Genomic DNA, 14,783 nt, shown 5'->3' on the forward strand with positions numbered 1-14,783 from the left:
GCCGTCTATAACCGCCGCGCATTAAGAAATGGTTGGAGATTCCTGTCTCTGAATACGGGCTGATTTACACCTCAAATAGTATAGCACAAAAGATATTGTGTGTAAATAACAATTTATTTTTTTGTAAGATCCTGTCCCTCTTCATCTGTAAGTGAAAAGGCAATGTTTGTCGCATGGTCAGCTACTCGCTCCAGCCCGGACAGAATGTCTGAGAACATCATACCTGCTGATGCCGTACATTCATTTCTTGTAAGTCGCTGAATATGAGATTCCTGAAGTTCTCTTTCCATACGGTCGATCCTGTCTTCCAGATCCAGGATTTCCTGCATGTGCTCCTGATTATTATGAGAGAACATATCCAGTGCATAAGTAGTGATCTTTACTACCATATCAAGCATTTCATTCAGCTCTCTCTTAGCCTGAGGACTGAATTCCACCTGATTTTCCATTCTCTGTTTTGCTGCATCTGCTACATTTTCTGCATGATCTCCGATACGCTCAATGTCATTGACCACATGGAAAAGTCCGCCGATACTCTTTTTATCGTCTGTAGGAATAGTAGTCTGGTTTACTTTTACAAGATAATCTGTTATGGCATGATTCAAAAGATTGATCTGATCCTCTGTCTCATAAACTTCCTGGATTTCTTTCTCATTCATTGTGAAAAATGCATCCATAGAAGCTTTCAGGTTACGGATAGCGATATTTCCCATACGCTCCATCTCTCTGGTAGCCTCAAATACTGCTGTTGTAGGAGAGAATACAGATTTTTCACCAATATACTGAAGCTGGAATTCCTGTGCTGCCGGTTTGTCTTCTTCCCGTACAAATAAACCTGTAAGCTTAACGATCTGCTTAATAAACGGAAACAGAAGCAGTACTTCCGCAACTTTGATCAAGGTATGAGCATTGGCAACTTCTCTTGCCACATTTCCATGAGACATAACGCTGAGCATATGGGTAATAGGCTCCAGTGCAAAACTGAATACCAGATACATAACTGCTGTTCCAATAATGTTAAAGAACAAATGGATCAGCGCTGCACGCTTGGCAATTTTCTTGCCATTGATAGAAGCAAGAAGCGCAGATACACAGGATCCGATATTACATCCAAAAATTATAAAGTAGCAGATACGGATATCCAGAAGTCCCTGCTGTGCAAGAAGAAGGACGATACCTACTGTTGCAGAGGAACTCTGAAGCACAGTAGTCACTACAATACCCACAATAACCGCCAGAAAATGACTGGTCAGTGAGCTCATGATCTCTACTACCTGCGGTGACTCACGAAGTACAGACATAGAATCTGACATTCCGGAAAGTCCCATAAAAAGAATACCAAATCCCAGAAGGACTTCTCCTGCTCTCTGGATCTTTGTTTTATTACAGAACATTACCATGATCACACCTGCCATAACAATAGCCGGTGCAAGTGCAGACAGATTTAAAGAAATCAGCTGCGAAGTTACTGTGGTACCGATATTGGCACCCATGATCACGCCTGCTGCCTGATAAAGATTCATCAGTCCGGAATTTACAAAACTGACTACCATAACCGTAGACGCACTTGAAGACTGGATCACCGCCGTAAAAAATGTTCCGACGAGGATTCCTCTTAACGGAGTTTTTGTAAAAAACTCCAGAATACTTCTCATTTTAGCCCCTGCTGCTTTTTCCAGGCCATCGCTCATAAGCTTCATGCCGTACAAAAACATACCAAGGCCGCCCATTAACCCAAGAATAATCCCTGCCATTCTCTGTTCTCCCTTGTATATTCTTTCTTTATCAATGATCTTCCTATTAAAGAAAATGTATATTTACCGACCTTATTGCAGAATATCATCTGCTGAAATAATCTTTTCCTTTACGGATATCTTCCTGAATCTGCTTTTTCAAAGCCTCAAAAGAAGAAAACTTGTGCTCTTCTCTTAAATATTTTCGAAATTCCACGGTACAGGTCTTTCCATAAAGATTTTTTTCACAGTCAAATAAATATGATTCCACTCCTACAAAGGTTTCCCCTATGGTAGGCTTGTAACCTACATTTGTAATGCCAGGATAGATTTCCTGACCAAAACTGGACAACGTGACATAAACGCCATTTGGAGGCAGCAGTTTTTCCGGCATTGGGATGAGATTTGCTGTAGGAAAAAAATCTCTGTGTCCCATTCCCCGTCCATGCTCTACCACCCCGGATATAAAATAATCTCTGCCCAGAAGGGAAGAAACTTTTTCCATATTTCCTTTTGCAAGCTCTTCTCTGATATAGGTACTGCTTATCTTTCTGGTTCCTTCCATTTCCTTGGAAAGAATATCTGCCTTGAAACCATATCTGGCTCCGGCGTTTACCAGAAGATCCGGAGTTCCTTTTCGCTCAAAACCAAACCGAAAGTCTTCTCCTACTGCAACATAGGACGCCTGAAGCGCTCCCACAAGCACCTGGCGTATAAAGCTCTCCGCCTTCATATGCCTGATCTCGCTGTTCAGAGGACATTCCAAAAGCACGTCTACTCCCATATGTTCCAGAAGATCCCTGCGTTCTGCTTTTGTAAAAATTGTTTTTCTGTCTGAAACAAAGGCGATCACGACTGCTGTCGCCCCTGTTTCTTTTTTCTGCTCCAGAATCCTGCTGATCAGCTTTCTGTGTCCTTTGTGTACTCCGTCAAATTTTCCCAAAGTCACTGCACTGCCGCACAATCTTGGAAACTGGCCTTCTATTGTCATGTATTCCATGATCTGCTCCTGACATTCTGCTTCATAAAAACATCTTTACCGGACGATAAGAGGCGCTGGCTTTATGCCACTGGTAAATACCGATAAACACACCCTTGCTGGTATACATCCTGACCCATCCTTCTCTGCATCCAGTTTCTGCCAGATTTTCCCCTACAGGATTTCCATTTTCCAGAAGTCTGTCTGCCATTTCGGTACAGCGGACTGTCGGATAGTTTTCAAGGATTTCCTCAATTCCCACCAAATGTTCTTCCAGTTTGCCTTGCTGCATCAGCTGCTGGATTTCATCCAGAGTCAGACTTTCTTCTAAAGTAAACTGGCCGGAACGTGTACGGAGAAGCTCTTCCATACACCCTCCGCAGCCAAGTTTTTGCCCGATATCATGGCAAAGTGTACGGATATATGTTCCTTTGCTGCAGGTTACGGACAGTTTAATCAGCGGAAAATCCATCTCCATGATCTGAATTTCAGAAAAGGTCACAGGCCGTGCTTTACGTTCTACAGTTTTTCCCTCTCTGGCAAGCTCATAAAGTTTTTTCCCGTTTACTTTCAGAGCCGAATACATAGGCGGGATCTGTTGCTGCTCACCTAAAAAGCTCTCTACGGTTTCTTTAAGCTTTTCTTCTGAAACCTGAACGGGAAGTTCCTTCAGAACCTGTCCTGTCATATCCTGAGTGTCTGTTTCGATTCCAAGATGGAGAACTGTCTCATATGTCTTTTCTTTTTCTGTAAGCATTTCCACAAGACGGGTAGCCTTTCCCAGTACAACAGGAAGAACACCTTCCGCATCCGGATCCAGAGTTCCTGTATGGCCGATTTTTTTCATATGAAGGATACCACGGAGTTTTGCAACCACATCATGGGAGGTAAACCCCTTTTCTTTCCTGACGACTAAAACTCCATCCATCATTTTTCTGTCTCCAGACATATCTGGCGGTATATCTCCCGTGTCACATTGTTGATCACATCATACATAGAGCCTTGAAGATCACAGCCTGCAGCTCTTGTATGTCCGCCTCCGCCAAAATATACAGCCACCTTGCTTACATCCACGTTTCCATTGGATCTGAGAGACACCTTAAAGGTCTGTGTCTCCATTTCATAGAGAAACATCGCGACCTCTACCCCCTTTGTAAGACGAAGCTGACTTACAATTCCATCCAGATCTTTTCCATCTACACCATAGAAATCCATATCCTTTTTTCTCAGATACCCGATAATGCAGGTTCCGTTCATAAGAAGAATGCTTTCTGCCAGCACTCTTCCCATAACCTGGTTCTGCAGATATGTTTTTTCATAAAAGGACTGATCGATGATCCGGTTAAATTCGAAGCCGGTCTTCATCAGTTCTCCGGCTATCCTCATGGTCTCCGGAGAAGTAGATGAGTACTGGAATACTCCTGTATCGTGGATCATGCCTGTGTAAACAGCTGCTGCCACAGACTGATCCACCTTATCCTTATCCATAAGACCATAAAGAACTTCACAGCAGGAGCTTACATCACCTTTTATATAGTTGACATCAGCAAATCCTGTATTGCTTATATGATGATCGATGCAAACGGTCTTTTTAGCCCTGTCAAAATATCTGTCGACGATAGCTAAACGATCTCTTGCACTTACATCACATGTAACAAAAAGGTCAAATTCCTGATCACCGTCTGCCTCTGTATGGATTTCTCCGATTCTGTCAATGTGATCAAAAACAGGCTTGGGAGAATCCAGGTATACCTTAACACTGATTTCCGGATAATTATTTTTTATATACAGGTACAAAGCCATGCAGGAACCAACACAGTCACCATCCGGTCTTATATGTCCGCCGATTCCTACTTTTTTTACACCATCCAGTACTTCAGAAATATTATTCATGATCTATCCCTCTTATTCTTCCTCCGTCATCTCGCGGGAAGCTTCTTTCCTGGTTACCTCATCGATCATTCTCGACATATTTACACCATATTCTATGGATTCGTCCAGAATGAAACGGATCTCCGGCGTATTTCTGAGATTCAGGTTCTTTGCAAGCTGACGCCGGATATAGCCCTCTGCACTTTTAAGTCCTGTGATGGTTGCTTTTTTTGCCTCGTCATTACCAAGCACACTGATATATGCTTTACATGTTTTTAAATCAGGAGCCACTTCTACAGCCATGACAGATGTCATGGGATGAATACGCGGGTCTTTGATCTCGCCTCGGATAATAGCGCTTAATTCCTTCAAAACTTCACCGTTGATCCTTGTATTCTTTATGCTGTTTTTTCTCATTTATGCCTCACTCCTATCTTGGTACCTCCACCATGATATAGGCTTCAACGTGGTCTTCTTCTTTAATGTCATTGAAACCGTCAAATACAAGACCACACTCGTAGCCTGCCTTAACTTCTTTTACATCGTCTTTAAATCTCTTAAGGGATGCCAGCTCGCCCTCAAAGATCTGATCGCCTTCTCTTGTGATACGAACCTTGCAGTTTCTCTGGAACATACCGTCAAGCACATAGCTTCCTGCAATAGTTCCCACACCGGATGCCTTAAACAGCTGGCGTACTTCTGCGTGTCCGATAACTTTCTCTTCATAAACCGGATCAAGCATACCCTTCATAGCGGCTTCTACATCTTCGATCGCCTGATAGATAACTCTGTACAGACGAAGATCTACCCCTTCCTGATCTGCAAGCTGTTTTGCCATTGCATCCGGACGTACATTAAATCCAATGATGATGGCATTGGAGGTAGCCGCAAGAGATACGTCAGATTCATTGACAGCACCTACTCCGCCGTGGATCACACGGACAACAACTTCTTCATTGGAAAGTTTTGTAAGGCTCTGTTTCACAGCCTCTACTGATCCCTGCACGTCTGCTTTAACAATAAGAGGCAGTTCTTTCAGATCACTTGCCTGGATCTGATCAAAAAGATTGTCCAGAGAAAGCTTACCTTTCGTCTCCTCAAGAAGACGGTTCTTATTCTCAGATACAAATGCACCTGCAAAGTTTTTCGCTTCCTTATCACTTGGGAAGGACATCAGGATCTCTCCTGCGTTTGGCACATCTCCAAGTCCCAGGATTTCAACCGGTGTAGACGGACCAGCTTCTTTTACTCTGCGTCCCTTGTCATCCATCATGGCACGTACTTTACCGCTGCATGCACCTGCTGCAATAAAATCTCCTACATGAAGTGTTCCCTTCTGTACAAGAATAGTCGCTACCGGTCCTTTGCCTTTATCAAGCTGTGCCTCAATAACAAGACCTCTTGCCGCACGGTTTGGATTTGCTTTCAGTTCGCATACTTCTGCAGAAAGAAGGATCATTTCCAGAAGGCTGTCGATTCCCTCTCCGGTATGTGCAGAAACCGGTACAAAAATAGTACTTCCGCCCCAGTCCTCCGGGATCAGTTCATATTCAGAAAGTTCCTGTTTTACTCTTTCCACATTTGCACTTGGCTTATCGATCTTGTTGATAGCAACAATGATCTCTACGCCAGCAGCCTTGGCATGGCTGATCGCTTCTACTGTCTGAGGCATAACACCATCGTCTGCCGCAACAACGAGAACTGCAATGTCTGTAGCATTGGCACCGCGCATACGCATAGCCGTAAATGCCTCATGACCTGGTGTATCCAGGAAAGTGATCTTCTGACCGTTGCAATCAACTACATATGCGCCGATATGCTGTGTGATGCCGCCGGCTTCTCCTCTTGTAACGCTGGTATTTCGGATAGCATCCAGAAGAGATGTCTTACCGTGGTCAACATGACCCATAACACAGACTACCGGAGGTCTGGAAACCATATCTTCTTCATTTTCCTCTTCCTCTTTCAGAAGTTCTCCGATCACATCTACTTTTTCTTCCGGTTCTGCAATGATGTCATATCCAAGAGCGATCTCCTGTGCCTTTTCAAAATCGATTTCATGGTTTACGGTTACCATAGTGCCTTCCATGAAAAGTTTTTTCACGATCACTGACGGCTGCATCTTCATAGCCTCTGCCAGTTCACGGATTGTCATCTTCTCAGGAAGTGTGATTTCCTTAACCTCAGGTTTCTTTTCTTCCTGCTTCGGCTGCGGCGTCGGCTTCTGAAGAGCCTTCGGCAGTCTGGACATATTTCTTCTTCCGCCCTGGTTTGGTCTGTGTCCGCCGCCCTGAGATTTGTCAAAATCTTTTTTCTTGTTTTTATTTTCTCTGTCTCGTTCTCTCTTGCTGTCTTTGGAAGTTTTTGTCAGTTCCGGCGTAAATACTGCGTCACTGTCATTTCTTCTTCCTGCTCCCGGACGCTGTCCGGAACGTCCGCCGCCGAAACGGTTATTTCCATCCGGTCTTCCCTGACCTCTGTTGTCGGAAGGTCTTCTGTCTCCCTGGTTTCTGTTATCAGGTCTTCTGTCTCCCTGATTATTTCTTGCAGGTCTTCCCTCACCGTCATTTCTGAATGGACGTCCTTCATTATTTCTGGAAGGTCTTCCCTGACCTCTGTTGTCAGAAGGTCTTCTGTCTCCCTGATTTCTGTTGTCAGGTCTTCTGTCTCCGCCTTTGAAATCACGGCCTCTGCCATTGTCTCTTGCGCCGTCTCTCTGTTCTCTTGGCTGACGGTTCTGAGGTCTCCCCTGATTTCCTTCTGCCGGACGCTGGCTGTTTCTGTTCTGATTATCCGCCTGGCGTTTTGGTGCTTCTGTACTTTTCTGTACAGATGCTTCTGCTGCTTTTGTCTCTGCCGGCTTTCTCACCTGATTTTCAGGCTTTTTAGATACTGTCTCCGCATTTCTAGGAGCTTTTGGCGCCTGCGGTCTTGTACCTGGCTTTTTCTCCTGAACCGGACGTTTTGTTCTGTTTTTGCCTCCATCACTTGCATTCTGCGCATGATAAACGCGGATTATATTTTTTTTCTTTTTGGGAGCCTCCGCTTTCTCTGCTTCTGGCTTCGCTGTTACCATCTTTTCTTCTGTTCTGGAATTATCCACCTTGGTAATCTGCTCCTTTCCCCTTTTTGTTATTTTTTCTGTCAATTTATGATCTGCCATGCAATTTCCTCCTTCAGGCTGATGATTTTCCAAGCTCCTTTAATATCGCTTTTGCAAAATTTTCATCCTGCACGGCAAGGCTTGCACGGAATTCCTTTCCGCAGTATTTTCCCAGTTCCGCTTTGTCACCATAGACATAACACGGCACTTCATAAAATTCACACATGTTCTGAAATTTCTTCCGTGTATTTTCTGATGCGTCTCCTGCCACCAGTACCAGATAACCCTTTCCTGATTTTACAGATTTTTCAGTAGAGAATTCTCCGCTGACTGTTTTTCCGGCCCGTGTTGCAAGCCCTACAAGAGACAGCACCTTTGGATTGCTTTTATTTGTCAAGCTCTTCAAACTCCTTTTTCAGGTCTTCGTAGACCTCCTGCGGGATCCCTGTTTTTAAAGAACGTTCTAATCCATGATTTTTAACCGCCTTATCCAGACATTCCATGGATCTGCAGATATATGCGCCTCTTCCGTTCTTCCTTCCGGTAGCGTCAAGAATAATCTCATTCTCCGGAGTTCTCAGGACCCTCATCATTTCTTTTTTGTTTTTCATTTCCCTGCATCCGGTACACTGGCGCATGGGAATCTTAGTTTTCATTTTCATATTCTTCTTCGCCGTCTTCAGCAGCATCGGTCACTTCTGCTGTTTCAGCTTCTTCAGCTATCTCAGTCTCAGTTTCTTCATTTTCAGCCGGTTCACTGTCATGTTCTTCGTCAAAATATTCCTCCTCAGAATACTCTTCCTCTTCATAATCATACAGTTCTCCAGATTCTTTTGCCTGGGTCTCACTCTTAATATCAATCTTAAAACCGGTAAGACGGGCAGCAAGACGGGCATTCTGACCTTCTTTGCCGATGGCAAGAGAAAGCTGGTAATCCGGCACCACCACAAGGGCTGTCTTTTCATCCGGATCAGCCATAACTGCAATAACCTTTGCAGGGCTCAGTGCATTTTCAATAAGGATCGCCGGGTTTTCATCCCAGTTGATAATGTCGATCTTTTCTCCGCGAAGCTCTTCTACAATAGCATTGACTCTGGCGCCGTTCATACCTACACATGCGCCTACCGGATCTACATCAGGATCATTGCTCCATACCGCGATCTTTGTACGGGAACCTGCTTCTCTGGCAATACTCTTAATTTCAACAGTGCCGTCTCTTACCTCGGCAACTTCAGATTCAAAAAGTCTCTTCACAAGTCCCGGATGAGTTCTGGAACAGAGGATACGCGGTCCCTTGGGAGTATCCTTAACCTCAAGAATATAAACCTTGATTCTTTCTGTAGGATGGAATTCCTCGCCTTTTACCTGCTCGTTCTCACTTAAGATACCATCGGCTTTTCCAAGGTTCACACTGACATTTCTGCCCATCACTCGCTGAACAATACCGGTAACCACTTCTTTTTCCTGTCCGTAATACTGATCATAAAGAACCTTGCGTTCCTCCTCACGGATCTTCTGAAGAATCACGTTTTTTGCATTCTGCGTAGCGATCCTTCCAAACTCTTTGGACTGTATCTCTACTTTAACGGTATCTCCCTCTTCTACATTTGCATTGATCTTCTGTGCATCCACCAGTGAAATCTCAAGAGCCGGGTCTTCCACAAAATCCGTTACCATACGCTCTGCATAAACGCTGAAGTCGCATGTTTCCGGATTAATGGTCACATGTACATTATCAGCTTTTCCAAAATGATTCTTGCAAGCCTGGATCAGTGACTGCTCAATAGCCTCCAGCAGTGTATCTTTACTGATATTCTTTTCTTTTTCAAGAATATCCAGCGCTTCCATTAACTCTCTGTTCATTTTTCTTCTTTCCTCCTATTTTTTTCAGACACTGTCAGAATTCGATTTTTAAACGGATCAGGGCAATTTCCTTTTTATCAAATGTGCGCAAAGCGCCGTCCTCATCGATCGTCACACTGTTATCATCATATGCAGTAAGGACCCCGCTGAATTCCTTTTGTTTTTCTATGGGACGATAGGTACGTATTTCTACTGCTTTTCCCATACTTCTTGCAAAATCCTTTTCCTTTTTCAGCGGTCTGTCAAGCCCGGGAGAGCTGATTTCCATAATATAGCTGTCTTCAATAAAATCATCCTCATCAAGCCTGTCGCTGAACTTACGGCTCACTGCCTCACAATCGTTTACGGTGATCCCGCCTGGTTTATCAATATAGCCGCGAAGGTACCAGTTTCCTGCTTCCTTTACATACTCTACATCTACCAGTTCAAATCCCTGCTCTTCAACAATCGGAGCAAGCAGTGCTTCTGCTTTCTGTTCATATTCTTCCCGTCTGCTCATATTTTCCACCTGCCTTTCGCACATACGGACTCCTGTCGCAAAAAGAGTGGACCGAAGTCCACTCTTATGCTATCCGTTATCATGTTGTATTTATCATAGCACCATCTATAAGGAAAAGCAAGGATTATTTTAAACCCTGGGCTTTACACCTCTGGTATCTCTCTTTGCAAGACGCACTTTATTCAGAGAATAAGGCTTATCATGATAGGTGATCGTGTACTCCTGATGTCCTCCAAGAAGATATGCTGATTCCAGGTAATCTCCATCTGCAAGCCGCATTCCGCGGACTCCCACAGCAGTTTTCTTCATAACAGAAATCTCCTGTTTCAGGAATCTCAGGAAGCATCCTCCCGCACTCTGAAGAACCACCTGTTCCATCTCAGCCGAACCTCCCACAAAGATCAGGCTGTCATCCTCTCCAAGCTTTGTGGATGCGATAGTCCGCTTTGACACATCAAATTCCGCCCCGTCCACCAGCTTGCACATAGATGCTTTTGTCACAAACAGAAGACTGTTATTTCGGATCTGACTTACCGGCGCCACATAAAGGATCTGTTCCGTGCTGCTGTCATAATTACTCAGATTATCTGCCGGGGTACCTTTGTCGCGGAATCTGACCAGAGGGATATCTGCCGCCTTAATAGTATGCATTTTTCCCGTATCGGTAAAAAGACATATCTTGTCTGTGTTCATACAGCTCAGCACATAGCGGTTTTCACTGTGAGCAGCCTCTTTATTCCTTTCATATGCATTTTTGTCGATCAACTTCATATATCCGAAACGGTCCATCAGGAAGCAAACCTCAGTCTCTTCCATTTTCTTTTCTTCATAGACTGCTTCCTCTGCATTTTCAATAGAGGTATGGCGTTTCGTTCCATATTCCTTTTTGATGGCGTCCAGTTCCTTCATGATCACTTCAGCCATAGAATCGTAATGATCCAGGATATCTTTATAAAGAGCAATATTTTTCATGGTCTGCTCATACTCTGCCTGAAGCGCTTCAATCTCCAGTCCGATCAGTTTGTAAAGACGCATATCCAGTATTGCTGATGCCTGTTTTTCCGTAAAATGCAGTTTTGCTGCGGCCTTCTCACTGGTCTTTGTCTTAAAACGGATTCCTTCTGTCACGCCTTCCACCAGACATTTTTTCACCTGGTCTCTGTTCTTGCTTCCACGGAGGATCTCAATGATCAGGTCGATCACATCGCAGGCCTTGATCAGCCCTTCCTGGATCTCCTGTTTTTCCAGCTCCCGCCCAAGAAGTGTATTATACTTTCTGGTCGTTACTTCAAAAAGAAAATCCACATGGTGCTCTATGATCTGCTTCAGGCTTAATGTTTCCGGCCGTCCATCTGCAACTGCCAGCATATTCACCCCAAACGTATCTTCCAGGCGTGTTTTCTTATACAGCATATTCGTAAGATTTTCTACGTCTGTATCTTTTTTCAGTTCCAGAACAATACGGATTCCCTCTTTGGAGGACTGGTTAGAAATATCCACGATATCTGTGGTTTTTTTTGTCTCCACAAGGGATGCCACGTCATTGAGGAATTTACCGATATTTGCTCCCAGCATGGTATATGGTATCTCTGTGATAACAAGCTGCTTTTTACCGCCTTTCAGCTTTTCAGTTGTCACACTCCCTCTGATACGCAGTTTTCCTGAGCCTGTCTCATAGATTTTTCGAAGGTCATCCTTATTGACAACAATTCCTCCCGTTGGAAAATCCGGACCTTTGATGTAGCGCATCAGCCCTCTGACACTGATCTCATTATCTTTCATATAGGCCTTGACTCCATCGATTACTTCTGCCAGATTGTGCGGCGGAATACTGGTTGCCATACCTACTGCAATGCCTTCTGCCCCATTGACCAGAATGTTTGGTATTTTTACCGGCAGTACAGAAGGTTCTTTTTCTGTCTCATCAAAGTTTGGCACAAAGTCTACTACATTTTTATCAAGATCTGCCAGAAATACTTCCTGTGTCAGTTTTTCCAGGCGGGCTTCTGTATATCGCATGGCCGCCGCTCCGTCTCCTTCGATGGAACCAAAGTTTCCGTGACCGTCCACAAGAGTTTTTCCCTTTTTAAATTCCTGTGCCATGACTACAAGCGCTTCATAAATAGAACTGTCGCCGTGAGGATGATATTTACCCATGGTATCTCCCACAATACGGGCACATTTTCGGTAAGGCCTGTCATAGCGGATCCCCAGTTCATACATATCATATAAAGTTCTTCTCTGCACCGGTTTCAGACCATCACGTACATCCGGAAGTGCACGGGAAATGATCACACTCATCGCATAATCGATATAAGACTTCTGCATGATCTCCGAATAGTCCGTACGGATGATATTTTCCTGTTTTGTTTCCATTTGATCGTCCTTTCACATACTTTCTCTGGAATCACTGATCTTCTGTCTGCATCCGGATTCCTGTCCTTCTGGTTTCACCTTCTATATATCCAGTTCTGCATCTGCCGCATGTTCATAAATAAACGCTTTTCGCGGCGGAACATCACTTCCCATGAGGATTTCGGTAACACTGGAAGCCAGACGGGCATCCTCGATCTCCACACGTTTCATTCTCCTTGTTTCCGGATTTAAAGTGGTTTCCCAAAGCTGATCCGCATCCATTTCTCCCAGACCTTTGTATCTCTGCAGAGTAAAACTGCCCGGTTTATGGGTTTTACGGTATTTTTCCAGAGCCTTGTCATCATAAAGATATTCCTCCGGTCCCTTTTTCGGCATAGCCTTATAAAGCGGCGGCATGGCAATATATACATGTCCTTCATAAATAAGATCCGGCATAAACCGATAAAAAAGAGTCAGAAGCAGCGTGGAGATATGTGCGCCGTCCACATCCGCATCTGCCATGATCACAATCTTATCATATCGAAGCTTGCTGATATCAAAATCATTTCCATAGCCTTCCGAAAAACCACACCCAAACGCATTAATCATGGTTTTGATTTCTGCATTGGCAAGCACTTTATCAATGGTAGCCTTTTCTACATTCAGGATCTTTCCGCGGATAGGAAGGATTGCCTGATAATTCCTGTTTCTTGCTGTTTTTGCAGAGCCGCCTGCGGAATCTCCCTCTACAATAAAAATCTCACACTGAGAGGGATCCTTTTTTTCACAGTTCGCAAGCTTTCCATTAGAATCAAACGAATATTTCTGCTTCGTAAGAAGATTTGTCTTTGCCCGCTCTTCTGTCTTACGGATCTTTGCCGCTTTTTCCGCACAGGAAAGAATCGTCTTCAGCGTTTCCAGATTACGGTCAAAATAAAGTACCAGCTGTTCTCCCAGTACCTTTCCTGTGGCCTTGGCAGCATCCTGATTATCCAGCTTGGTCTTGGTCTGCCCCTCAAAACGGGGAGCCGGATGTTTAATAGACACTACGGCAGTCATTCCATTTCTGATATCCGCACCGGTAAAATTGGCATCTTTATCCTTCAACACTCCGATCTCACGAGCATAGGTGTTCATTACCGTAGTAAAGGTGGTCTTAAATCCTGTCAGATGAGTTCCGCCTTCTGCATTGTAGATATTGTTGCAGAATCCCAGCACATTCTCCCGAAACTCATTGGTATACTGAAATGCAGCTTCTACCTGAATCCCGTCAGCCTCTCCTTTCAAAAGAATCGGTTCATGAAGAATTTCTGTTTTATGGTTCAGATCCCGAATATAACCAACGATCCCCTCAGGCTCATGATATTCTTCCGTTTCCGGTTCTTCTCCTCTTTTATCCTCAAATAAAATAGTAAGCTCCGGATTCAGATAAGCAGTCTCATGGAGACGGCTTTTTACCTCTGTTGCAGAAAATCTTGTTTTTTCAAAAATCTCCGGATCCGGCAGAAAATTGACACAGGTTCCTGTCCCTCTTGTCCTGCCCAGCTTAGGAAGAAGACCTTCTTCCAGTTCTATCACCGGAATTCCTCTTTCATAACGGTCATGGTGTACATAGCCGTCTCTGCTGATCCTGATGTCCAGATACGTAGAAAGAGCATTTACCACAGAAGAACCTACACCGTGAAGACCACCGCTGGTCTTATATGCAGAATTATCAAACTTACCGCCTGCATGAAGAGTTGTAAACACAAGGCGCTCTGCTGATACACCTTTTTCATGCATATCCACGGGAATACCTCTTCCATTGTCTGTGACCGTACAGGAGCCGTCCTTTTCCAGAACCACGTGGATATTACTGCAGTAACCTGCAAGATGCTCATCCACTGCATTATCTACAATCTCATAGATCAGATGGTTCAGACCTTTTCTCGACACACTTCCGATATACATACCCGGGCGCTTCCGCACTGCCTCCAGCCCTTCCAGGACAGAGATACTTCCGGCATCATACGTTTCCTTCTTTGCCATGACTGTTCTATTTCCTTTCTTTCACTTATTACCATTTCAAACATTCGTTCTCTATAATAACCATCTTCCGGTTTTTTTGCAAGACTTTTGCAAGACTAAATCCTGTTTTTCTATTGAAGCAAGAAAAACACCGGTATCTTTTATTTTCCGGGCAAAAGAAAAAGTGCAACCAATTTGCTTGATTGCACTTTCAGCAGCCAGTACGGGAATCGAACCCGTGTTTCCGCCGTGAGAGGGCGGCGTCTTAACCCCTTGACCAACTGGCCTTATTCTGTTGTTTTATCGGTTTTATTAAGAGCAGCCAGTACGGGAATCGAACCCGTGTTTCCGCCGTGAGAGGGCGGCGTCTTA

At 44.2% G+C, this 14,783-nt stretch carries 12 protein-coding genes and 1 tRNA gene; all 13 read right to left on the reverse strand.

The features are described from left to right. Window positions 1–113 precede the first annotated feature (113 nt). A complete protein-coding gene (locus RDS42_RS05950) occupies window positions 114–1,754 on the reverse strand; it encodes a Na/Pi cotransporter family protein (RefSeq protein ID WP_308782837.1) in 1,641 nt (546 codons plus the stop codon). A gap of 85 nt (window positions 1,755–1,839) precedes the next feature. Then, a complete protein-coding gene (locus RDS42_RS05955; RefSeq protein WP_308782838.1) occupies window positions 1,840–2,733 on the reverse strand; it encodes a bifunctional riboflavin kinase/FAD synthetase in 894 nt (297 codons plus the stop codon). 22 nt (window positions 2,734–2,755) lie between these two features. After that, entirely contained in the window at window positions 2,756–3,643 is an 888-nt protein-coding gene (gene truB, locus RDS42_RS05960; RefSeq protein ID WP_308782839.1) for a tRNA pseudouridine(55) synthase TruB, read from the reverse strand. Further along, window positions 3,640–4,605: a bifunctional oligoribonuclease/PAP phosphatase NrnA gene (locus RDS42_RS05965; RefSeq protein WP_308782840.1), complete on the reverse strand. Its 966-nt coding sequence runs from the start codon at window positions 4,603–4,605 to the stop codon at window positions 3,640–3,642. Before RDS42_RS05965 ends, truB begins: the two co-directional genes overlap by 4 nt. A gap of 12 nt (window positions 4,606–4,617) precedes the next feature. Continuing rightward, a complete protein-coding gene (rbfA, locus tag RDS42_RS05970) occupies window positions 4,618–5,001 on the reverse strand; it encodes a 30S ribosome-binding factor RbfA (RefSeq protein WP_308782841.1) in 384 nt (127 codons plus the stop codon). A gap of 13 nt (window positions 5,002–5,014) precedes the next feature. Next, window positions 5,015–7,660, reverse strand: a complete 2,646-nt coding sequence (gene infB / locus RDS42_RS05975) for a translation initiation factor IF-2 (protein ID WP_308782847.1) — start codon at window positions 7,658–7,660, stop codon at window positions 5,015–5,017. Window positions 7,661–7,760: 100 nt separating this feature from the next. Continuing rightward, window positions 7,761–8,084: a ribosomal L7Ae/L30e/S12e/Gadd45 family protein gene (locus RDS42_RS05980; RefSeq protein WP_308782842.1), complete on the reverse strand. Its 324-nt coding sequence runs from the start codon at window positions 8,082–8,084 to the stop codon at window positions 7,761–7,763. After that, on the reverse strand, window positions 8,074–8,349 hold the full coding sequence (locus tag RDS42_RS05985) for an RNase P modulator RnpM (RefSeq protein ID WP_308782843.1): 276 nt from the start codon (window positions 8,347–8,349) through the stop codon (window positions 8,074–8,076). Before RDS42_RS05985 ends, RDS42_RS05980 begins: the two co-directional genes overlap by 11 nt. Continuing rightward, on the reverse strand, window positions 8,333–9,550 hold the full coding sequence (gene nusA / locus RDS42_RS05990) for a transcription termination factor NusA (RefSeq protein WP_308782844.1): 1,218 nt from the start codon (window positions 9,548–9,550) through the stop codon (window positions 8,333–8,335). Before nusA ends, RDS42_RS05985 begins: the two co-directional genes overlap by 17 nt. A 34-nt stretch (window positions 9,551–9,584) precedes the next feature. Then, the gene (gene rimP, locus RDS42_RS05995) at window positions 9,585–10,049 is read right to left on the reverse strand and encodes a ribosome maturation factor RimP (protein ID WP_308782848.1); all 465 of its coding nucleotides are present in this window, start codon (window positions 10,047–10,049) and stop codon (window positions 9,585–9,587) included. A 129-nt stretch (window positions 10,050–10,178) separates the two neighbouring features. Further along, window positions 10,179–12,425, reverse strand: a complete 2,247-nt coding sequence (locus RDS42_RS06000) for a DNA topoisomerase (ATP-hydrolyzing) (protein ID WP_308782845.1) — start codon at window positions 12,423–12,425, stop codon at window positions 10,179–10,181. 81 nt (window positions 12,426–12,506) lie between these two features. After that, window positions 12,507–14,432, reverse strand: a complete 1,926-nt coding sequence (locus RDS42_RS06005) for a DNA gyrase subunit B (protein WP_308782846.1) — start codon at window positions 14,430–14,432, stop codon at window positions 12,507–12,509. A 194-nt stretch (window positions 14,433–14,626) separates the two neighbouring features. Further along, window positions 14,627–14,698 (reverse strand) — tRNA-Glu (locus RDS42_RS06010). Between the last annotated feature and the right edge of the window lie 85 nt (window positions 14,699–14,783).

Origin of the sequence: uncultured Blautia sp. (assembly GCF_902497045.1) — a bacterium.
Taxonomy (GTDB): Bacteria; Bacillota; Clostridia; order Lachnospirales; family Lachnospiraceae; genus Blautia_A.